This is a genomic window from Chitinophaga pinensis DSM 2588, from assembly GCF_000024005.1.
Lineage (GTDB): Bacteria > Bacteroidota > Bacteroidia > Chitinophagales > Chitinophagaceae > Chitinophaga > Chitinophaga pinensis.
Genome location: NC_013132.1, coordinates 6,317,069 through 6,340,107, shown reverse-complemented (window position 1 = coordinate 6,340,107; position 23,039 = coordinate 6,317,069). Strand labels below are relative to the sequence as shown.

Sequence of the window (23,039 nt, the reverse complement as noted above, 5' to 3'; positions counted from 1 at the left end):
AACAGGAAACGTTATGACTAAGCAATTCATATATCAGGTAGTACTGGCAGGCGCAATGGTATGGGGACTTACTTCCTGTACCAAAGATCTGGACCGTACACCGATCACAGAGGCTACATCAGCCAGCGTGTATAAAGACTTTTCCAATTATAAAGCCATCCTGGCTAAATTATATGGTGGTTTCTCTGTTACCGGACAGGTTGGTCCGACAGGTAGCCCCGATATCAGCGGTATCGATGAAGGTACATCCAGTTATATCCGCGGATATTATCAGATGCAGGAACTGCCTACTGACGAAGCAGTGATTGGCTGGAATGACGGTACATTACAGGATTTTCACCAGATGGACTGGACGCCTGATGATAACTTCATCAATGCCATGTTTGCCCGTCTGTTCTATCAGATCGCACAGTGTAATGAATTTATCAGACAGACCAGCGATGATAAACTAAGCAGCAACGGTATCGCAGAAAAAGATCGCGAAACAGCACATACCTTCCGTGCAGAAGCACGCTTTCTGCGTGCATTGAGTTACTATCACGCGATGGACCTCTTCGGTAGTGTACCATTTGTGACAGATAGTAATGAAGTGGCCTACTATTATCCCAACCAGATCTCCCGTACTGACCTGTTCTCTTACATAGAACGTGAATTGTTAGCAATTGAAGGAGAAATGGCAGAAGCCCGTGCAAATGAGTATGGTCGTGCTGATAAAGCCTGCGTATGGGGATTGCTCGCAAAATTATACCTGAACGCTGAAGTGTACACAGGTACTGCCCGTTATACCGATGCGGTTACCTATAGCGCTAAAGTGATCAATTCCGGTTACACACTGGCTAATAGCTATGCTAATATGTTCAAGGCTGATAACAACGTAACCTCGGAATCAGAATTGATGCTCACGGCCAACTTTGACGGCGCCCGCACACAGACATATGGTGGTACCACTTACCTGATACATGCTGCTGTCGGTGGTAGTATGAATGCTGCTGAATTTGGTGTAAACAGTGGCTGGGGTGGTTTACGTACCACCAGTGCATTTGTGGCACTGTTCAGCGATATTACCGGCGCTACTGATAAACGCGCCATGTTCTACACTGCTGGCCAGAACCGTGAGATAGCTGATCTGGGTACATTCACCGATGGTTATGCCATCACAAAATGGTCTAATAAGACTTCTAAAAATACAGATGGTTCCAACTCCACTTTCGTGGATACCGACTTCCCGCTGATGCGTCTGGCAGAAATGCATCTGACCTATGCAGAAGCCGTATTACGGGGCGGTACAGGTGGTTCCACCAACCAGGCCGTGACATATATCAATGATCTGCGTCAGCGTGCATATGGCAATACTTCCGGCAACATTACCGCTGCTCAGCTGAACCTGAGATTTATCCTGGATGAAAGAGGTCGTGAGTTGTATTGGGAAGGACACCGCAGAACTGACCTGATCCGCTACGGACTGTTTACCGGTGCTGCTTATGTATGGCCGTTCAAAGGCGGCGTAGCAGCAGGAGCGGCAGTAGGTGATTTCCGTACGGTATATCCGATTCCAACTACTGCAAGGGTGGCTAATCCCAACCTGAAACAGAACGACGGTTATTAATTCAAGAACAGCATTTAACCACAATACCAAAATACTTGCATCATGAATGCCTGGTTGAATAAAATTATTGCAGGAAGTTTATGTGTGTTGGCGCTCGCCTCCTGTGAAAAACAGGACAGCTTCACACAGGTGAAGACAGGTACAACGCCTGCCTTTTCTGCGACAGCAACTGAATTTGTGTTTTCTGCGGATAAGGCTTCAGAAAATGCGGTAACCTATACGTGGACCGCTTCTCAGGACTGGGGATACAGAGCCGTAGTAAACTATACGCTGGAAGTAGCTGAAAAAGGAAATGGTTTCAGAAACGCTTCGGAAATATTCAGTGCTAATAACGGACTGACTAAAACCTTCACTGTTGCGCAGCTAAATCAGGCGATCAATAATATGGGCCTGGCTGCCGGTCGTGAACACCAGTTGGTGATCCGTGTAAAAGCAGCGGTAGATACAATAGGAGATAAGGTATACTCTGACAGCGTACTGCTGAATGTAACGCCTTACTATGTGCCAAAGATCTATCCGGCTATTTATGTACCTGGTGGTTATCAGGGATGGTCATTTGATAACGACGGTCTTGGTGCACTCGCATCAGTAAACAATGACAAGAAATACGAAGGCTACCTGAACTTCCCGGATGCCAATACAGAGTTTAAAATCACGCCTGCAAAAAGCTGGGACCTGAACTACGGTGATGCCGGCGGCGGTTCCCTTGTGAGCAACGGTGGTAATATCAAGGCGGCTGAAGCAGGTTATTACCGGCTTACAGTTGACCTGAATGCACTCAGTTTTACTATCAGCCGTACTACCTGGAGTGTGACCGGTAGCGCTGCAGGTGGCGCGGATAAGGCAATGACCTTTAACGCCGCAACCAAGAAATGGAGCGTTACCACTCCGCTTGCTGCCGGTAGCTTCTACTTCAGAGCAAATAATGCCAACACCATCAGTCTGAGTGATGACGATAATAACGGGGTGCTGAATGCCGGTGCTGCTGGTGTGATCAACATCACTACTCCCGGAACTTATACCATTACCATGGATCTGAGCAATCCAGGCAACTACGTTTACACATTGAGCGTACAATAAGGAATGATATCAGCTGCAACCTGGTTATACAACCGGGTTGCAGCTCTTAAAACCATAGATTAATAAGCATGTTACAGACGAGAAGATTGTTATTGACCGCTATCCTGGCATTCACTACTGTTTCGTTATCACTGGCACAACTGCCTAAGCTGGAAAGGATAGAACCCGCTTTCTGGTGGACGGGTATGCAGGAACCATTCCTGCAACTGATCATCCATGGAGATAAGATCGCTGAAAAGGAAGTTTCCCTCAGTTATCCGGGTATTACCCTGCAGGAAGTACATAAAGTAGAGAATCCCAATTATTTGTTCGTCGATCTTAATATCACTTCTTCGGCTGTTGCCGGATCTTTCCCCATTAAGTTTAAGCAGAAAGGACAGAAAGACATTGTATATACCTATGAGCTAAAGAAAAGAGAGGGCGGTATCAAAGCGCAGGGCGTCAACAGCAGCGACTTTGTATACCTGATCATGCCGGATCGATTTGCAAATGGCGATAAGAACAATGATGTTATCAAAGGAATGCAGGAAACCTCATTGAACAGAGATTCCATGTATAAACGCCATGGTGGCGACATACAAGGTATCATTGATCACCTGGGATATCTGCAGCAGATGGGGGTAACAGCCTTGTGGATGACGCCGTTGGTGACCAACGACCAGCCTTCTGCTTCTTATCATGGTTATGCCGCAACGGAAAACTACCGTATTGATCCCCGCTTTGGTTCCAATGAACTGTATAAGGTGCTGGCTGATAGTCTGCATAAAAGAGGCATGAAACTGGTTCAGGATCTGGTACACAATCATATTGGCAGTCAGCATTGGACAATGAAAGATCTGCCTATGAAAAACTGGGTACACCAATGGCCTGCCTTTACCCGTTCCAGCTTCCGCGCAGCTCCTTTAATGGATCCATACGCGGCGCCCTCTGATCAGAAGATCATGACCGATGGCTGGTTCGATCTGCACATGCCTGATATGGACCAGAAAAATCCATATGTACGCAGGTATTTTACACAAAGTCATATCTGGTGGATTGAATACGCCGGGGTAGATGCCTTTCGTCTTGATACTTACCCTTATAACGATGCAGACTTCATGTCGGAGTGGGGCAAAGCTATTAAAGCGGCCTATCCCGGTTTTACTTTCTTTGGAGAAGTATGGGTACACAGCGGTCCTGAACAGGTCTTCTTTACACAGGGCAATACCGTGAACAGAGGCTTTGATACAAACCTCCCGGGTACTACAGATTTCCAGAGTCTCTGGGCTATCTCGGCTGCCCTTAATGAAAAACCAGGATGGGATGATGGTGTCGTAAAACTTTATGCGACGCTGATACAGGATTATCAGTATCAGGATCCTATGCGTAATGTGGTATTCCTTGACAATCACGACCTGAGCCGTTTCTATTCAGTAGTAAAGGAAAATAAGAACAAGTATAAAGCCGCCCTCGCCTGGTTACTCACTACTCGTGGTATCCCGCAACTGTACTATGGCGCAGAGATTGGTATGAAGAACTTCAGCGCGCCCGACGGACTGGTACGTGAAGACTTCAAAGGTGGATGGACTGGCGATACACAGAATAAATTTACTGCCGGTGGCCGTAATGCAGAAGAAAATGAGCTGTTCAACTATGTCAGCACAATAGCCAATTACAGAAAGAATAACCCGGTGTTACAAACGGGTAAACTGATGCAGTATGTACCACAGGATAATATCTATACTTATTTCCGCTACAACGGAGATAAGACTGTGATGATCGTACTCAATCCGAACGAAAAGGAAGCAGCTGTATCGCCCGCCCGTTTTACGGAAAGAGTGAGCGGCTTCACACAGGCCAGGGATATCGTCAGTGGTAAAACCTACCCGCTTGCCGACAGTCTGCGCATACCAGCAGAAACGACGCAGGTAATGGAATTGCTCAAGTAACAATTTTTCAAACGATTTTATCTGAATATATGCAAGTATTTGAAGCATGCATTTTTGACCTGGATGGGGTGATCGTAGATACCGCTGTCTATCATTTTAAAGCCTGGAAAAGGCTGGCTAATGAGTTAGGGTTCAATTTTACGGAAGCGCAGAATGAGAAGCTAAAAGGAATCAGCAGAGTTAAATCACTCGAACTGATCCTGGCATGGGGTGGTATGGAGAAATCTGCTGAGGAGCAACAGATACTTGCTACCCGTAAAAATGAGTGGTATGTTGACATGATCCATCATATGACGCCGGAGGAGATACTCCCGGGAACAAAAGAACTACTGGATAATCTGCGTGCTGCCGGTATTAAGACAGCCCTGGGATCAGCCAGTAAGAATGCAACTGTTATACTGGAGAAAGTAGGCATTCTGCCTTTGTTTGATGCATTGGTAGATGGGAATACTGTTTCCGCTTCCAAACCCGATCCGGAAGTCTTCCTGAAAGGGGCTGAAGCCCTGGGCATATCACCGGCAAAATGCATCGTTTTTGAAGATGCCATTGCCGGCGTTCAGGCGGCTAAAGCTGCTGGTATGAAGGTAGTCGGCATAGGAGAGGAGGACGTACTGGGAGAGGCTGACCTGGTAGTCAGCAGCCTGGAGCAGATCGATCTGCAAACACTGACCAACTTATACTCAAAATAAACAATGCCGATTGCATTTAGCAAAAGGTACCATTCAGGAGAGTCATGAAGCAATACATAAAAGTAGACGGGTGGAACATCATCGAAGAAGGTTTTGTACCACATTACAATAAAATATCTGAAAGCATATTCAGTCTGGGAAATGGTCGTATGGGCCAGCGCGCCAACTTTGAAGAAACCTATTCCGGCGAAACCTTACAGGGCAATTATGTGGCCGGTGTCTATTATCCCGATAAGACCCGGGTAGGTTGGTGGAAGAATGGTTACCCGGAGTATTTTGCCAAAGTATTGAACGCGGCCAACTGGATAGGTATCGGCATCCGTATTGAGGAGGAAGAACTGGATCTGCATAAAGCCCGGGTAACTGATTTCAGTCGTGTACTGAACATGCAGGAAGGGTACCTGCAACGTTCCTTTACAGCAACGCTGGAAAGCGGCAAACAGGTAAAAGTAACTGCTACGCGTTTCTGTAGTATTGTGGATGATGAAACGGGTGCGATCCGGTATAGTATCACCCCCCTGAACTTTGAGGGTAATGTGCAGGTAACAGCCTATATCGATGGCGATATCAAAAACCAGGATGCTAACTATGATGAGAAATTCTGGGAAGAAACAGGCGCCAGTATCCAGCATACAAGTGCGTATATCACACTGAAGACAAAAAAAACCGGTTTCCAGGTATGTACCGGTATGCAGTTCAATATATACCAGGATGCGAAGCCGGTAGTAATGCACGTAACGCCGGTACAGAAAGAAAAGTACGTAGGTGTGGTGACGACCGTGAAGGTGAAAAGTCAGCAGGAGACAGTTATTTACAAATACGCCGCAAATCTTTCTTCTGAAAATCATGCAGTAGCCGCATTAGCCAATAATTGTGAAATCTCGGTTGGTAAAGCAGCGGCAAAAGGCTTTGATGCCATGCTGAAAGAACAGGCGGCTGCCTGGGCGATGAAATGGAAAGAAAGCGATATCATCATTGAAGGCGATCCGGCTGCACAGCAGGGCATCCGTTTTAATATCTTCCAGCTGAACCAGACTTACACAGGTGAAGACGCCCGTCTGAATATCGGACCGAAAGGTTTTACCGGTGAAAAATATGGCGGTTCAACTTACTGGGATACGGAAGCCTATTGCATACCGTTTTATCTCGCAACTGCGGACCCACAGGTGGCCCGTAATCTGCTGATCTATCGTTATAAGCAGTTGGGCAAAGCCATCGAAAATGCGGCCAAATTAGGCTTTAATAACGGCGCAGCACTATATCCGATGGTGACCATGAACGGAGAAGAGTGTCACAACGAATGGGAGATCACTTTTGAAGAAATTCACCGTAACGCAGCGATCGCTTTTGCTATTTTCAATTACATTCGTTATACCGGCGATACAGCTTATCTGGCGGAATATGGTACGGAAGTACTGATCGGTATAGCCCGCTTCTGGGCACAGCGTGTTAACTGGAGCGAAGCACGCGGCCAGTACGTAATGCTGGGGGTGACCGGACCGAATGAATACGAGAACAATGTCAATAATAACTGGTATACCAGCACCATGGCAACCTGGTGTCTGCAGTACGCAACAGAAGCATTACAGTACGTAAAAGAGACGGCTGCTAACAGATATGACGCTATTATTAAAACGACCTTTTTTGACGCCGGTAAAGAACTGGAAAAATGGCAGCATGTGATTGATAATATGTATTATCCGGTTGATGAACAGTTGGGCGTGTTCCTGCAACAGGATGGTTATCTTGACAAAGAGCAGATCCTGGTAAAAGACCTGGATCCTGCACAGCGTCCGCTGAATCAGAAATGGAGCTGGGATCGTATTCTGCGTTCCTGCTTTATAAAACAGGCAGACGTTTTGCAGGGATTATATTTCCTGGAAGACAGGTACGATATCGATACACTGCGTCGTAACTTTGATTTCTACGAACCGCGCACTGTTCACGAAAGCTCCCTGTCTCCCTGTGTACATGCGATTCTGGCTGCGAAACTGGGTGACGAAAAAAGAGCGCATGAGTTCTATCTGCGCACTTCCCGTCTGGACCTGGACGATTATAACAACGATACAGAAGATGGGCTGCATATTACTTCCATGGCAGGTACCTGGATGAGTGTGGTAGAAGGTTTTGCCGGTATGCGTGTAAGAGATGGACAGTTGCAGTTCACACCATTCCTGCCAGGTAAGTGGCAATCATTTGCGTTCAGCATCCGTTTCCGCGGAAGAATACTGAAGGTGAAAGTGAGCAAACAGGATGTGACCATTGAAAATGATGCTGTGAATGACATCACCGTGTACATCTACGGAGAAGCGGTGGAAGTACCAGCTGGTGCAACAGTAACGGCTAAGCAAGGAAATTTAGTTAATTAAAATATTTATCCCATGAAAGGAATGGCTAAGCCGCGGTTGTCCGCTGCGCGCATATGGAACATGAGCATGGGCTTTTTCGGTATCCAGTTTGGTTTTGCTTTACAAAATGGAAATGCCTCCCGTATTTTGCAAACCTATGGAGCGGAAGTAGAGCACCTGTCCCTTTTCTGGCTGGCAGCTCCGCTGACCGGTATGATCGTACAGCCTATTATCGGCCACTATAGCGACCGCACCTGGAATAAACTGGGACGTCGCAGACCTTACTTTCTTGTAGGTGCTATCGCTACGGCACTGGCGCTGATGTTACTGCCTAATTCCTCATTACTGGCAGCTATGCTGCCGCCGGTATTGATAGGGGCGGGTATGCTGACATTGATGGATGCTTCTATCAACGTGGCCATGGAACCTTTCCGGGCACTGGTGGCGGATAACCTGCCGGATGAGCAGCGGAGCCAGGGATTCTCTGCCCAGACCTTTCTGATAGGGGCAGGGGCCGTACTGGGTTCCTCTTTGCCGTATCTGCTGGCAGAATACATGGGCGTATCCAAAACAGCGGCGCCGGGTGTAGTACCTGATAATGTGATCTATTCCTTTTATGTAGGCGCGCTTGTATTGCTTACTACGATTCTCTGGTCGATATTTACATCATCAGAATATTCTCCGGAGGAGTTTGCAAAATTCAATCCTGGACAGGCTGCAGAGCAGCATGGCGGCGGATTGAAAACGATCCTCAAGGATTTTTCCAATATGCCTTCGGCAATGAAACAACTGGGACTGGTACAATTCTGCTCCTGGTTCGCCTTATTCTCTATGTGGGTATTTACTACACCAGCAGTCGCGCACCACATTTATAAAGTAATGCCCGGCGATACTTCGTCTGCACTTTTTGCTGATGCCGGCAATAAGGTGGGTTTCCTGTTCAGTATCTACAGTGCGGTGTCAGCAGTATATGCGCTGGTACTACCGGCTATTGCCCGCAAAACTTCCCGCAGGGCCGCACATGCTATTTCCCTGACAGCAGGTGGATTATCACTCATTTCATTTTATTTTATACAGAACCCTGATCTGCTGATCTGGCCAATGATCGGTATTGGTATGGCATGGGGTAGTATCCTGTCAACACCATACGCGATATTGTCCGGGGTAATACCGTCTCACAAAACGGGTGTATACATGGGTATCTTTAATTTCTTCATCACCTTCCCGCAGATTGTCAATGGCATCTTCGGAGGACTGATCGTAAAGCACCTGTTCCAGGGAGAAGCTGTTTTCGCACTCGTGATGGGCGGCGCATTTATGATCATTGCTGCGATAGCGGTAATGTATGTGAAGGATAGAGAAAAGACAGCTGCGGAACAATTGGTGTCAACTTATGGTGTAGCGTAGGTCCGGTGAAGGTGAAACAAATCTAAACGTCGTTTAATTCAACCAATCAACAATCAATGGAAAAGGGTACGATGTCTGTTCATGACCATCGTACCCTCATTGTTTTTGTTATTTTGTAAATCAATTAGTTGGTCTTTTGCTGCTTCACCTTAACAGGCTTTGGTGCAGCTTTTTTATCCGCCTGTACAGGCTGTTCCTTCACCGTTTCCATAGGCGCGGCATATATGGCACCTTTGGTACCTGCGCCCATACCAGCTGGAGCTGTTTCCATCATCTTCATTTCATTATTTGGATGAATTACTTCCGGTGTATCCGGGATGGTCACTGTGAATGGTGATGGTCCGCAAGACGGGAATACCAGTTTTAACTGAGGACGTAATGCTTCTTCTGCATATTCGCTGGAGGCAAACAGGAGATTGCGGTAATAAGCCTCCTGCTGCAAACGGATACAGAAACCATAGCTGCTGTCCGCCGGAAGATTGATCATATCCTGCACCATATCTGTCACATCCACCGCTACATCGTAACGCCAGGTGGCGGTTTTGGAGTCCCGAATAATAGATTCATTTGCAAAGCTGATAGACGGCTTATTATTCCAGTTGACAGTATTTTCTTCCCATGGGCTGGTCACGCGATCAATAAAGCAGGCATTCGGACTAACGTTACCCTGTTCGATAAAGATGCTGCTGGTCTTTCCATAGAGGTACAGGGTAGCGCTGTAGATGGCCATACCTCTGGGTATTTTTTTCAGATCGACGAAATCGATAAAAGAACGTGAATAACCGTCTTGTCCTCCTTGTCCGCCATATGTCCATCCAGATGCAGATATTTCATCTCGATGGCCGAAATTTTTTTCTGACCATTGAGGAAGATTGGTTTTTACAAATACAGTGGCGTCTTTACCGTTGCAGGAATCTGGTCTGAAAGAAAGGGTCGTTTGGGAATAACCGGCATAGACCGACATTAACAGGCATAATGATAGTACCTGATGTTTCATGGGTATAGGTTTTATTTGGGGCGAAAATAGCAAGAAAAACCGATAGCCCAACCCGGTGCGAAACCGGGCCGGGCAATCTGCTTATTTACAATGCTGCCGGGCTTTACACAAGTACGGCAGTATTATATAGTTATGCAGTTACGGTTGAGGAGCGGCAGCTGTAGTTGTGTAAAGAACAGGCCATACATTTGGAGTAGGAACACTCACACCTTTGTTGGCGCCTCTTACTTTAGCGTCCTGGCCAAAGTAGTACATAGGCCATCCTTTATAAGTGATCTGTTTTTTACCCAATACGGTAATGATCGCAAAATCTGTTTTGGTAAAACCGGTAGGTACATTTTTCACTTCTGATACTTCGTAGATAGGCCAGATAGCATTGTGCGTATCATCGTTGTTGGTGAAGTTGTTAGTACCAGCTTTGTCGTTGGCAAATTTGTACAGTGTCAGACCATGATCATCCACCAGGTATTTGGATGCACCAGTACCTGCTGCAATCGCGCCTGTGTTGTTCAGTACATAATCTTTACCATCGTTGCCGTGCAACTGGAAATTAGCCACCATTACAGAGTAATCAGGTTTTGCTACAAACCAGATAGCACCTACGTTATCACCTTTCACTTCTTCTGCTGCAGCATCCTGCGCATAGTAGTATAAAGGCCATCCTTTGTATGCGGTTTGTTTAGTACCGTCAGGACGGGTTACAGTCGTGAAATCAGCCTTGTTCAGGGAACTATCAACGGTGAGTGCAGATTCTTCTACGTAGAAGGTAGGCCATACAGCAGCACAGCCATCTTTACAGGTAGGAGTGCCCTGTGCATCATTAGAAAAGAAGTATAAAGTTTTGCCTGTGCTGTCAGTCATAATAGCGCCGAAAGTTGTGTTATTGGCGACTTTCACGGTTTTCTGCGGAACTTGTGGTGGCGTTGGCGTAACTCCGTCGTTGTCATCATCGGAGCATGAGGTGGCCACTGTGGCAATTAAAAGCATTGCCACCATTGATTTCTTGAATAAATGCATGGTGATTAGAAAATTTTAAATAAGCAAATTGTGAGCACTTGTGTCAATTACTTAATACGAGGGTAGAAATAAAAAGGTTGCCTGGGGGTATAAAATTTTTTAACGGCCGCAGATGAGCGCCTCCAACCAGATAAATAGGCCGTTTTCGTTTTCTTACAATACCAGGGAATCAGCTGGTCTTAGTTTTGACATATAATTAGTCAAACAAAAAAATGAAAGAACATGTCAACACAAGGACCAGCTACTATTCTTATTACCGGGGCTACGGGCAACATCGGTAAAGAACTGATCAATTTACTGTCTGCAAAAGGGATCTCTTATAATGCAATGGTACGATCCATAGAGCGCGCCAAGGAACTGGAAGTATTACCCGGTATTACATTGGTACAGGGGAATTTTGATGATGAAGTCTCGCTGGATAAGGCATTGAGAGGTATAGAAAAGGCATTTCTGCTGACTAACTCTTCTGAACATGCAGAAGAACAACAGCTCCGCTTTGTTAATGCCGCCAAAAGAGCTGGTGTAAAACATATTGTGAAGTTGTCCCAATGGGCGGCAGATGTCAGTTCACCTGTACGCTTTCTGCGTTATCATGCCGCTGTTGAAGCTGCTATAACAGCTGCCGGTATGACATATACCTTCCTGCGCCCTAATCTGTTTATGCAGGGACTATTAGGCTTTAAGGAAGTAATCCGGTCAGAGCACAAATTTTTCGCTGCTGCCGGTGAAGCAAGAATCTCCCTCATCGATATAAGGGATATCGCAGCAGTAGCAGCCGTTGCGCTGACGGCAGACGGACATGAAAATAAAGTCTATGACCTTACCGGCCCCGAATCATTGACACATCAGCAGCTGGCAACCACCTTCTCTCAGGTACTCGCGCACCCGATACACTTCATTAACGTGCCGGAAGAGGATATGAAAAATGCACTGCTGGGTGTCGGATTTCCCGAATGGCAGGCAGATGGTTTGTTGGAAGATTATGCGCATTACCGGCTCAATGAAGCGGCTGCAGTGACAGATATCGTGCAGGATGTAACAGGCGAGAAAGCCCGTACATTTAGTCAGTTCGTAACAGATTATGCGTCTCTGTTTAAATAGTTACGCCTTGCCTCCCTTGAACTGAGGAGGGAATAAACTGATCTGCTGCCATAAAACATCGGCAATCTGTTTTCCTTCCTCATTTAATGCCTTTACATCGTATTGCGGTTGTTCACTGTCATCCGATTTGATGATATCGAAGTGTTCAGGAAAGGCGACGGCAGATTTTTTATGCGGTTTAATATGATAAACAGTCGCATTGTCCTGCCGCTCAAAAGCTACATCATACATGTAGTGCTGATCATTGTAGGATACGGTGATTTGACGGGTCATCATAAGTATTGTTTTTATACAAAACAACACGCAACAACCAGACCATGGCGCATAACTGTCGAGACAGTTATGCGCTAATTAGGAATGGTCAATTAGGAATTAGGAATTCGTTAGTCTGAACAATGTTCGCTGCCGAATAGCATATTTATGAGCTTTTGAATTAAAGGACAATTGAATAGTTAATTGGCTATAATGGCTCAATTCCTATTTCCTAATTCCTAATTGTATTGTTAGTTCTCCTTATACATTTTATCGAGAAAAATATACCTCGCCTTTGTAGTCTCTTTCTTCATGGATGACTGTACATCAATATTCATATATTGTGAATTCTGCGTACCATCCTGCTCCCATTTCGGTAGTCCCGGGCCATTAGGATTACCTGTTTTCACAAAGTTGGCAAAGTAGTTCAGCATCGTATTGGAAACAGCATAATCGGCTTTTGTCCAGGCATACACCTGATTGTACTGAAGATTCCCCATAGCATATTCAATTTCAGCCGCATGTGGAGCTCCTTTTACCGGGTCCGGCTGTTTGGGCTGAGGAGCACTGGTTTTGATCACGCCGCCTGCCAGTCCGGCTTGTGCATTACCCATTTTAGGGACCATATCCGGACGTGGATGCGAGAAGATATAACGGTAGACAGGCTGCCGGGTCATTTTATGCAGATCTGCCCATTTCCAGGTGCTGTACACAATAAAGCGGTCGCTGGCCAGGTCTGTGGCTGAGGCAATCACCTGCTGTTCTGTTCCGCCCGGATAGAGCTGTAATACCTCGTCCGTGTTCTTAGGATAGAGTTCTGTTATCTTTTTGACATAATTCTCCGTTGTAGGGTCATCTTTCCACAATAAGGCCCTATAGGGCACTTCTGTGGAGTTCCAGCCTACCAGCAGGGGGATATGTGCCTGCTCGCCGGCGGCATAAATATCCACCGGTTTTTTAGGCAATACATAGCCATCCACATTACAGGCCATATGCGGTACGCCGGGACCGGAAGCTTTACGAAGTAATTCCTCTGCCGGGATCGCTCTTAATGCCTCCAGACTGGAAGCACCTAATACATTGGCCATCGCCACACCGTTCTGTTCCGCTTCCTCTTTGCTGATAGGGGCCATCGTGGGATTGATCATCGCACCACTTTCTCCGATAGCGCCATGCATCAGACCTTTGGACAGGGGAGAGGCCATCAAGGCGGAAACTGAAATAGAGCCCGCTGATTCTCCGGCGATGGTCACCCGGTTCGGATCACCGCCAAAAGCCGCAATATTCTTCTTTACCCATGCCAGGGCTGCCTGCTGATCCAGCAGCGTATAGTTGCCCGACGTATGATAAGCCGCTTCCTTAGACAGTTCCGGATGGGCCAGCAGACCAAATACGCCCAAACGGTAGTTGACCGTCAGGGACACAATTCCCTTTCTGGCCATGCTTTCCCCGTCATAACGGGTTTCCGAACCGTCTCCGGCTACCATGCCGCCACCATAGAAATAAACCAGTACCGGCAATTGCTGTTTGCCAGGATTGGCCGGCGCCCAGACGTTCAGGTACAGACAGTCCTCGCTCATACCATCTGAACGGAAGCCCATATCACCGAAAATATTGCCCTGCATCGCCCTGGGACCAAAATGATCGGCCTTCAGGATCGTATCCCAGGTTTTCTCAGGTTGAGGGGCTTTCCAGCGGAGATTGCCGACGGGCGCCTGGGCATAAGGGATACCCTTATAGCTTCTGATACCGGTGGTACGGGAAATGACACCCTGAATACGGCCACTTTCAATCTTTACCAAAGCAGGAGAAACAGCGTTCTTTTTCTGGGCCATTCCGGGTAGCCAGCCCAGCTGACAGAGCATGAGCAGCGACAAACAGTATGATTTCATAACATGTATATTATTATAATGTAGAATACCTCAATTTACTACATCGAAAATTATCAAACAATTGGCTTGGAAATATTAATTATTACGTATACCTTATCGCCAGTTATGTAAAAACCTTTTCATGCTTATAAACAGACGAACCGCATTAAAACAGGTCCTGGTCGTCTCCGCTGGTCTGGCGTTCCTGCCGTCCTGTGTACGGAAAACGACTCCAGCTTCTATTTCATTAAAGAATATAGCGGTAGATGGTGAGGGCGAGAATATGCTGGCATTGCTGGCAGACACATTAATTCCCACTACTTCGACACCTGGTGCGAAGGACGTCAAGGCGCACTTGTTTGCACTGACGATGGTGGATGATTGCTTTAATAAGGAAGACCAGCAGAAATGGACAGCTGGTATGAAGGCATTTGCTGAACTGAGTGACAAAAAGAATGGTAAATCATTCGAGAAAAGCACTCCCGAAGCAAGGACGGCCCTTTTGGAACAACTCGATAAATCCAAAGCAGAAGAAGGGGGCGCTGCTTATTTCTATCACGCTACCAAAAATCTGATCATCAGAGGTTATACCAATTCAGAATTTTATCTTACTAAAGTGCAGGTATACGAGCTGGTTCCCGGCCGTTTTCATGGAAGCGTACCTGTAAAACCAGTCGGCAGAAGAACTGCTTAACAGAGAATAGTTATGGCGAATATTAATACGAGTGCTCAGGACCGCACATTTGATGCGATTGTGATAGGATCAGGTATCAGTGGAGGATGGGCAGCAAAAGAGTTCACGGAGAAAGGTTTGAAAACGCTGGTACTGGAAAGAGGCCGCGACGTAAAGCACCTGAAAGACTATCCCACAACAAACAAATATCCCTGGGAATTTCCACACGGCGGACAAATACCGGAAGCGATCAAGGAAGAAGCGCCTGTCGTAAGCCGTTGTTATGCCTTTAAAGAGGATGCGATGCATTTCTTTGTAAAGGATAAAGAACATCCTTATGAGCAGGATAAACCATTTGACTGGATCCGTGGATACCAGGTCGGTGGTAAATCATTGCTCTGGGCAAGACAGACACAACGCTGGAGTGACTATGACTTCGAAGGGCCTGCAAGGGACGGCTTCGCAGTAGACTGGCCGATCCGCTATGCAGATATCGCTCCCTGGTATAGCTACGTAGAGAAATTTGTAGGTATTTCAGGTAATAAGGATGGTATCGATAACCTCCCTGATGGCGAATTCCTGCCACCTATGGAGCTGACTGCCGTTGAGCAATACTTTCAAAAGTTTGTAAAAGACAATTATAAAGATCGTCACGTTATATATGGCCGCTGCGCGCATCTTTCCGAGCCGCAGCAAATCCACATCGAACAGGGTAGGGTACAATGCCAGAAGAGAAATCTTTGTCAGCGTGGATGTCCCTTCGGCGGATATTTCAGCAGTAACTCCTCTACACTGCCATGGGCAGAAAAAACGGGTAATCTGACACTCCGCCCGCATTCCGTTGTACACTCTGTTATCTACGATGAAAAGAAAGGTAAGGCAACCGGCGTGCGTGTGGTAGACGCGAAAACCAAGGAAATGACCGAGTACTATGCCCGTGTCATCTTCGTAAACGCATCTGCGATCAACTCAAACCTGATCCTGCTCAATTCCACTTCCAGCCGTTTCCCGAATGGATTGGGTAATGACAGCGGGGTATTGGGTAAATACTTCGCTTTCCATAACTACCGCGCTACCATTTACGCAGACCATGATGGTCATATGGACGTTACCACCGATGGCCGTCGTCCTACCAGCGCATACATTCCCCGCTTCCGGAACGTGAAGAAACAGGAGACAGACTTCCTGCGTGGATATGCTGCCGGATTTGATACTGGCCGCCGTAAATGGAATAGCCATGATGGTATTGGTAAGAGCCTGAAGGATAATCTGTTCAACGAAGAAATGGGTAACTGGTACGTAGGATCTCATATGATGGGTGAAACCATCCCGAAAGAGATCAGTCAGCTGACCCTCGATAAAGATAAAAAGGATGAATGGGGGATGCCTGTTATCCATGTCAATATCGGCTACGATGATAACGATGAGAAGATGGTGAAGGACTTCCATGAGCAGATGACTGAAATGTACACCAAAGCCGGTTTCACCAATATCCGTACAGGCGATTCCAAACAGGCGCCAGGGCTCGATATTCATGAAATGGGTGGTGCGCGCATGGGGAAAGATCCGAAGACATCCGTACTCAATAAATGGAATCAGTTGCACGACGTGAATAACGTATTTGTGACCGATGGAGCTTGTATGACTTCTACTTCTACGCAGAACCCATCACTGACTTATATGGCACTTACTGCCAGGGCAGTGGACTATGCGGTTAGCCAGATGAAGAAAGGTGAAATATAATATTGCTGCTAAATGATAAAAGGCCTTCCTCATGGGGAAGGCCTTTTATCATTTGTAGAAATGAGGTACATCAGATCTTAATCATTTCAATCACAAATCCCCGTGTGCCATTGTTGTTTTGCAGGAACTGTATCAATACATTGTCGCCAGGTTGAAACGGCATATTGGTAATATGTACCAGCGTACCGTCTCCCAGTCTGTAGAAGGTATCCTTACTACTCGATTTCCCGCTTCTTATCCAGAACACCACCACTTCCGTGATCGTTGTTCGGATGGTTATTTTATTCGTCGCCTGCCTGGCTTTCCAGCTCATGTAGGAGATTACCCCAAAGCCAATTGCGATCATAGGTCCCACGCCGAAAATGAGAATGAGCGGAAACGTTTTACTATCAAAGCCTGTCATAAAGCCAAACACAATACCAAGAAATACCGCTATTCCAAGAATACAGCCGGCGGCACCGGCATTGCCGCTCAGACTCTTTTTCCGGTCTTCCTCGGTGATCGGTAAAACCGTCTCCGAATAGCTGTTATATTGCCTGTAAGCGATATCTAATAAGACCTTTTCTCCTGGTATATACTCCACATAGGATAATTGAACAGGTGTATTACGTAGTGTCCTGACTTCATCGATTGGACGTTTGTGCCGGAAGCTGGCTGGATGGTGGCCTATGCCACTGGCCACATAAAGCTCCAGCTCATAGCCGTTAAAACAATAACGGAGTACTTTTTTATTAATGAGTTCTACGCGCAAGAGTTGGTCATTCACTACCTGCTTCATATTGCCATGTGGCGGATTGGCGAAATAGGTGTTTGTCTTCCATCGCATCCGCGCACCTGCGAAGGTAATACCTGCTCCCATCAGCAGCACAATCAATCCCAGTATGATCAGGAATTCTTCTGAAATGGAAATGATACAGATAGCTATACCCATTATGAACAGGGCTACGCCCATTATCAGTAAAGCTTTTATAGATACACCATCGGGTTGCTTGAGGTCTTTCAGTATTTTAATGTCCCGGTCTGTTAGAAGGGTTGTTGTTTGCATTGGTTATGATATGGGCTATACTTAATGATTCGTCAGACCGGAAAGATAAATATTATCCGGCAAATGGACACACTGATCATATATGGAAGAAATTAGCTTATTTTCTTGAAATGCTTATCAGGCGATCGTTGTTACCATTTTTATGCTGCATGAATGTTACGATAACGGTATCGCCAGGTTTAAACCGTTTATCATTCGTGTAGAAGATATGTCCGTCGGCAAGTCTGTAATAAGTATCGTGTTTATTGGATTTTATGTGGGGTTCCAATACAGTTATTTTTTCACTGATAGTCGTGGTGATAATGTTCTTATTTTTTGCCTGTGTGACGGGACGTCTCTGAAAATACCAGATGGCATAAGACAGTAGCGTAATGGGTACTACAATAGCCAGCATGACAAAGATTGTCTGCGAATCGAAGCGGGATGCTGCTATACCGGTGAATGTAACCAGCAACAGGAAGCCCCAGAAGAGGCCAAAGCCCAGGTTAACCCACGTCAATAGATTTTTCCTGTCTTTTTCCGTTAACGGTGCAACGGAAGTATTAGGCAGGTATTGATCGTATACGAGATCAAGAAGTACATGAACGCCCGAAGGATAGGTGGTATAAGTCAGTTTTACAGGTGTGTTGATAAGCGATTCCGCCTCATAGAGCCTCCTGTCATAATGAACAGTATGATAAGTTTTACCACAAGGGATATGCAGATCAATCTGTTGACTGGGAAAGTGATAGCGTATGCACTTTTTGTCAATAACTTCAATACGCATCAACGGTTCCTGAATAGTTGACGCTGCGTCTGGATGTTTGTTTGCACCGGGATTCAGGACATTCCACACTATCAGCACCATCGTTTTTACAAAGAAAAGTAGTCCTGCGCCCAGGAGCAATACGCCTGCCATATCGTGTTTCTTTAGGTGTGATCCCCTGGTTAGCCAGACCAATCCTGTTCCCAGCAGGATAAAAATAATTGAATGTATAAGATCCTTGCCTAAAGCCCTGCGCTCGTTATTCCTTATGGATTGTAGCAATGAAAGGGATTTTTGTGATAAAGCCTGCGTATGCGTCATAGTATTTCAAATGAGATAAAACCAGAAAACAACCCCTGGTATTTAAACTGTTATAAGGGAAAGATAAAGATCATTTTTTAATAGTGGTGTATGCCATCCGGGATTATCATCCCTTATATCGTTATCTCTCTTATAAATGTCTCCTTACCGCCCTGACTGTTCTCCACGATCTGTATTTCTATCCTATCTCCCGGATCATATTTTCTGTTCGATACATGAAATAGCGTACCATCTGCCAGCCGGTAATAAATAAATTCATCTTCAGATAACAGGTGTAGTACTTCGGTAACTGTTGTACGTATAACCAGTTTGTTCCGTGCCAGCTTTTTCTTCGAATTGGAATAAAACATCACAGGTATGATAGCAATAAAAAAGAGAAAGATCAGCAAAGTTCTTCCTGCACTAAACCCTGTATCGAGACCCCATAATATTGTTATTACAGTAGCAGTTCCCAGGCAAATCCAGGTGTTTTTATAGTTTATGCCCTCAAATTTTTCAATGTCTGTTGCATTAACAGGAATAAGGGATTCAACATGACTGTATTCGTCATAATGGATATCCAGTAAAATATTAACGCCAGGTCTGAGTGTTAAGTAGGACAGGGTTACAGATGTCCCTGTCAGTATATCCGCTTTATCAATCAGACTTTTATAGCTGAAAGACTCATATCTGTTAAGGCTATTTGTGGTAGGGATGTAAAGTTCTACCTGGCAATCTCTGAAGGTATAGCAGATGACACCATGGCTGACCAGCTCAGCGTACACTAATATACCTGACACTTCCTGTTTGGTATTGTGCTGTGAGAGGCTGTATTGTTTGCTTTTTCGCCGCTTTATGATGGCGAAGATCGTGAAAAATAAACCAGGGATCAATAACAGCATTCCTACAGAACGTACATTGATATCATACCAGCCCGATATGGTGATCAGTACAGCTGCCAGCAGCAATATCAAACCAAATTTGAGTCTTGTTTTCCCAATACTTTGTTCCCTGGCATGAAGTTCCTCCAATAATTCGATCTCCGTTGTTGTAAGTGCAGTTGTATTCCTTTGCATCGCTTATTTATCTCTGTTGAAGCATTAAACTGGCGTCTGCGTAATAAAGCGGTGATCTGACAGTATCTTCTCTTATAAATCGCTTACTGATCAGTTTCACGTTGAATGTACTGTTGTCAATCCTATATCTCATTAGTGAGCCCCATTCTTTCACACCGTTATTTTGTGTCCATCTCATCGCGTCAGCATGGTAAATCCCTTTCTGTCGGGTGGGTGTAAAATGGTAGAAGACAGTATCGCCCCGTGCCCCGAATGCCTTCGTTACATCCCAGGTTTCCATCAAACTAAGTATGGAGAGTATATACATTGTTTGTGGACTGGCGCCCATGATACACATCTCCCGGTTGAATTTGACTGCCCAGTTTTTGCCGTATTTTTTAATGAGTGGACGGGTAGCAATTTCGTTTAACCGTGTCAATGAATCAATGGCTGCCTGGTCCAGGGTGCAGTTGCCTACCGGGTCATAGTAGAATCCCCATTTTCTCGACAGTTCATACCTGGCTTCCGCGAAGTCACCATCAGGGTACCCCCAGGCCGTAATACGTACCAATGTATCGGAAGAAGTAGCGGAGGAGCGGGAAGATTGTGCGGTACGGCAATTGCACAACAACACGACTAGTATAAAAAGGTATAGGTATTTCATCAAATATCAGGGCTCAGTTGCCCAAAGGTAGCAAAATCCCTGACTCAGAACAGCCATAATAAACTACAGCCGATTAACATGCCCAACAGGCTGATAAACAATAGCTGCTGTTGCCGTAGTATGGAAGCAGCCAGGTGGTCTTTATAGAGATAATTGCCAATCCTGATGGCAGCAAACAGGGACAATGGTATGATCGCTGCGCCTAGCAGGGTGATATGCAGCCAGCGGGCGCTGGTTACCGACAGACCAACACCCGTACCCAGCGCCACATAAGCGGCCAGACAAAATGGGCATTTAGGGATGATCGCAAGCAGAAAGGCTGGTAACAGGGGTTTAATGAACCGGATCCCTCTTTTGAAGATATTTTGTGGAGGCGTTGTTTTTACAGGCATTTTATCTCCTCCGTGGTCCTGTTGTATAGTGCAGGGAACATCCGAAGAGGTATGTTCCCCGCAACAATGAAATGCACGCATGATATCAAAGTTTAATGACTACAGCAACTATGTGCTTCCGGCATCTTGTTTTGATATTTATCGTGGTGTCTTACCCAGTCAGTCAGATTACCTTCGCCATCCCGCTCATTGCGTCCTTTAGGCGTTATATCGAGCAGATTATAGGTATTGAGCACTGTTTCAGCGCCACGGGCATAAGTAGAATAAGTATGGTAGATGTCTCCGTTTTCATCTTTATAGAATACGCTCATACCAGGCAACTCCTTTTCCGATACAGGTACCCGTTCGAAATTGTATGTCATTTCGTTTTTTGCGATCTCTTCTTCTGTCGCGGACACATTATAGTCGAAATTAAAGTCGTTCTTGTTGGAAGACACCCATTTGAAAGACCAGCCCATTCGTTGTTTAAATGGAACAATCTCGTTGTAGGGAGCGCGGGAGATAGCCACATAAGCCACATCATGATTTACCAGGTGCACCAGTCCGCTGTCTACATTGTCCGCCATAAAGGAACAACCGACACAACCTTCCTTCCATCCTGGCCCCAGCATGAAATGCTGTACGATCAGCTGGCTTTTTTCTTCAAAGAGGTCAGATAATGACACCGGGCCATCCGGACCTTCAAAAATGTAGTTTTTTTCTACTTTCTGCCAGGGCAACTCACGGCGTAGTCTGCTTATTTCATCACGCAGATGGGTTAATTCCTTTTCCTTTTTCAAAAGTTCCTTACGGGCGCTTATCCATTCTGTTTCATTGACTACAGGGTGTTCCAGCTCAAGGGCCTGATCAGTATTGGACGCTTTCATGTCTTTGAGGTTTAGTGTACTACAAATGTCTGCCGCTAAGGGGAATAATCTGCAGTGCATAATTGCCAAAATCGGGGGGTATTCCGGACATATTTGGCCATTATGCAGGTACAAGAAAGCTTTGCCAGACATCTGATGCTGCACTAGATCAGCTCAAAGCTTCTGGCGGGTTGTTCTTCTCCGTTGATGATGATAGAAAGCTGGTGTTTGCCGGGGTAGAATACCCGTGTTGTGATCAGCCGGAAGGACTGTTTACGTATAATTTCGACCTGCACTCCCGGTTTATAGGCCTTTTCACTGATCTTGAACACCTTTTTAGATAAAGTACCATTCTGTTTCAGGTAATAAATGCCATATTCCAGCCGGATGGTCTGTGCCTGCGCATCTTTATTCCTGACGGTAAACGAGAATGCCAGACTATCGCCGGTTTTCACTTTCGGAGTCAGTACTTTGAAGTTGCTGAAGGCAACATGCACGCTTTCCAGGCCATAATGAGCCAGGATTTCTTTATGTCCCTGTTTGAGCAGGGTACGGCTGCCATGTTTAATAATGGCAGCTGTTTCTTTACCAAGCCCCTTCCATTTGGAAGCGATGGCAATGACCAGACGCGGATGGTCCTTGGCAATGTCATTGAGGTTGTTGGCCACGCTACGTCTTACGGACTCGGAAGGATCCTGTTTCAGGTTTTCCAGGATAGGAAGTATGGAAGACGGATCTTTCTTCAGGAATGGTACTGCTATTGCCCAGGGAAGTCGGGGACGACAGCCCTCTGTGGACAATCTGCGTACTTTGGCGTTTTTATGCGAAGACCAGGTCTGCATCTGTTGCATCATTTTGTCGCCATATTTAATCAGAAACGGCCTTACCGCAAATTCGCAGGTAATAAACTGTGTCACAAACTCAAGGGCTTTTACGGATATATCGTAGTGTTCCAGTCCGTAAGTAGCCAGATAATCCGGAAAGAAGATAAATTCCAGCGCCTCTCCATAACCCGCCTTTCTGAGCGCGTCGATACTGTCTTTGATCAATGGGACCGCCTTTTTGTAGTCAGCAGGCAGAAACTCATGTAATACCTCCGTGGTGTGTTTCATCCGCTCTTTCAGCTCTTTTTCTTGAAAACCTGGCTGGTAGATCCGTTGGATGAATTTTTGTTTATTGAATGCAGGAATCGTTTTTACCAGTATATTGGCCAATCCGTCGTAAAAGGCAGGGGAGTAGAGATCTTTCAGCAAACTCATTATCTGTAAATTTTCGGCTGCG

Annotated in this window: 20 protein-coding genes; 9 read left to right on the top strand and 11 right to left on the bottom strand. The window is 45.9% G+C overall.

Going from position 1 to position 23,039, the window contains the following annotated elements:
* Positions 1-13: 13 nt before the first annotated feature.
* From CPIN_RS25245 to CPIN_RS25220, 6 genes are all read left to right on the top strand, one after another.
* Positions 14-1,606: a RagB/SusD family nutrient uptake outer membrane protein gene (locus CPIN_RS25245; RefSeq protein WP_012792691.1), complete on the top strand. Its 1,593-nt coding sequence runs from the start codon at positions 14-16 to the stop codon at positions 1,604-1,606.
* A 42-nt stretch (positions 1,607-1,648) separates the two neighbouring features.
* On the top strand, positions 1,649-2,686 hold the full coding sequence (locus CPIN_RS25240; protein ID WP_012792690.1) for a SusE domain-containing protein: 1,038 nt from the start codon (positions 1,649-1,651) through the stop codon (positions 2,684-2,686).
* 68 nt (positions 2,687-2,754) lie between these two features.
* The gene (locus CPIN_RS25235; protein ID WP_012792689.1) at positions 2,755-4,614 is read left to right on the top strand and encodes a glycoside hydrolase family 13 protein; all 1,860 of its coding nucleotides are present in this window, start codon (positions 2,755-2,757) and stop codon (positions 4,612-4,614) included.
* Between the two features lie 29 nt (positions 4,615-4,643).
* Entirely contained in the window at positions 4,644-5,303 is a 660-nt protein-coding gene (gene pgmB, locus CPIN_RS25230) for a beta-phosphoglucomutase (RefSeq protein WP_012792688.1), read from the top strand.
* 44 nt (positions 5,304-5,347) lie between these two features.
* Positions 5,348-7,672 (top strand): glycoside hydrolase family 65 protein, encoded by a 2,325-nt coding sequence (locus CPIN_RS25225; RefSeq protein ID WP_012792687.1) that lies wholly within the window; start codon positions 5,348-5,350, stop codon positions 7,670-7,672.
* A gap of 12 nt (positions 7,673-7,684) precedes the next feature.
* The gene (locus CPIN_RS25220) at positions 7,685-9,058 is read left to right on the top strand and encodes an MFS transporter (RefSeq protein ID WP_012792686.1); all 1,374 of its coding nucleotides are present in this window, start codon (positions 7,685-7,687) and stop codon (positions 9,056-9,058) included.
* A gap of 124 nt (positions 9,059-9,182) precedes the next feature.
* On the opposite strand, the gene CPIN_RS25215 is transcribed toward CPIN_RS25220, so the two are convergent.
* Positions 9,183-10,055 carry a DNRLRE domain-containing protein gene (locus CPIN_RS25215; protein ID WP_012792685.1) on the bottom strand — a complete coding sequence of 291 codons (873 nt, stop codon included), beginning with the start codon at positions 10,053-10,055 and terminating at the stop codon, positions 9,183-9,185.
* 138 nt (positions 10,056-10,193) lie between these two features.
* Positions 10,194-11,072: a hypothetical protein gene (locus CPIN_RS25210; RefSeq protein WP_012792684.1), complete on the bottom strand. Its 879-nt coding sequence runs from the start codon at positions 11,070-11,072 to the stop codon at positions 10,194-10,196.
* 222 nt (positions 11,073-11,294) lie between these two features.
* Here CPIN_RS25210 and CPIN_RS25205 point away from each other — a divergent pair, with 222 nt between their 5' ends.
* The gene (locus CPIN_RS25205; protein ID WP_012792683.1) at positions 11,295-12,173 is read left to right on the top strand and encodes an SDR family oxidoreductase; all 879 of its coding nucleotides are present in this window, start codon (positions 11,295-11,297) and stop codon (positions 12,171-12,173) included.
* Here the strand turns inward: CPIN_RS25205 and CPIN_RS25200 are convergent, their stop codons facing one another.
* Together CPIN_RS25200 and CPIN_RS25195 are read right to left on the bottom strand one after the other, a co-directional pair.
* A complete protein-coding gene (locus tag CPIN_RS25200; RefSeq protein ID WP_012792682.1) occupies positions 12,174-12,449 on the bottom strand; it encodes a hypothetical protein in 276 nt (91 codons plus the stop codon).
* Between the two features lie 227 nt (positions 12,450-12,676).
* Positions 12,677-14,317, bottom strand: coding sequence for a carboxylesterase/lipase family protein (locus tag CPIN_RS25195; protein WP_012792681.1), 1,641 nt, complete (start codon positions 14,315-14,317; stop codon positions 12,677-12,679).
* A 121-nt stretch (positions 14,318-14,438) separates the two neighbouring features.
* On the opposite strand from CPIN_RS25195, the gene CPIN_RS25190 reads away from it, so the two are divergent.
* Both CPIN_RS25190 and CPIN_RS25185 read left to right on the top strand, forming a co-directional pair.
* Positions 14,439-14,990 (top strand): gluconate 2-dehydrogenase subunit 3 family protein, encoded by a 552-nt coding sequence (locus CPIN_RS25190; RefSeq protein WP_012792680.1) that lies wholly within the window; start codon positions 14,439-14,441, stop codon positions 14,988-14,990.
* A 12-nt stretch (positions 14,991-15,002) separates the two neighbouring features.
* Positions 15,003-16,712, top strand: a complete 1,710-nt coding sequence (locus CPIN_RS25185) for a GMC oxidoreductase (protein ID WP_012792679.1) — start codon at positions 15,003-15,005, stop codon at positions 16,710-16,712.
* Between the two features lie 70 nt (positions 16,713-16,782).
* Here the strand turns inward: CPIN_RS25185 and CPIN_RS25180 are convergent, their stop codons facing one another.
* The 7 genes from CPIN_RS25180 to CPIN_RS25150 form a co-directional block, all read right to left on the bottom strand.
* Complete coding sequence (locus CPIN_RS25180) at positions 16,783-17,757, bottom strand: hypothetical protein (RefSeq protein WP_012792678.1); 975 nt, start codon at positions 17,755-17,757, stop codon at positions 16,783-16,785.
* Between the two features lie 97 nt (positions 17,758-17,854).
* Positions 17,855-18,655, bottom strand: coding sequence for a hypothetical protein (locus tag CPIN_RS25175; RefSeq protein ID WP_012792677.1), 801 nt, complete (start codon positions 18,653-18,655; stop codon positions 17,855-17,857).
* 281 nt (positions 18,656-18,936) lie between these two features.
* Complete coding sequence (locus CPIN_RS25170; protein WP_012792676.1) at positions 18,937-19,878, bottom strand: hypothetical protein; 942 nt, start codon at positions 19,876-19,878, stop codon at positions 18,937-18,939.
* 7 nt (positions 19,879-19,885) lie between these two features.
* On the bottom strand, positions 19,886-20,521 hold the full coding sequence (locus CPIN_RS25165; protein ID WP_012792675.1) for a hypothetical protein: 636 nt from the start codon (positions 20,519-20,521) through the stop codon (positions 19,886-19,888).
* Between the two features lie 44 nt (positions 20,522-20,565).
* On the bottom strand, positions 20,566-20,994 hold the full coding sequence (locus CPIN_RS25160; RefSeq protein WP_012792674.1) for a hypothetical protein: 429 nt from the start codon (positions 20,992-20,994) through the stop codon (positions 20,566-20,568).
* Between the two features lie 11 nt (positions 20,995-21,005).
* Complete coding sequence (locus CPIN_RS25155; protein WP_012792673.1) at positions 21,006-21,779, bottom strand: DUF899 domain-containing protein; 774 nt, start codon at positions 21,777-21,779, stop codon at positions 21,006-21,008.
* 143 nt (positions 21,780-21,922) lie between these two features.
* Positions 21,923-23,017, bottom strand: a complete 1,095-nt coding sequence (locus tag CPIN_RS25150) for a DNA alkylation repair protein (protein WP_012792672.1) — start codon at positions 23,015-23,017, stop codon at positions 21,923-21,925.
* Positions 23,018-23,039: the final 22 nt, after the last annotated feature.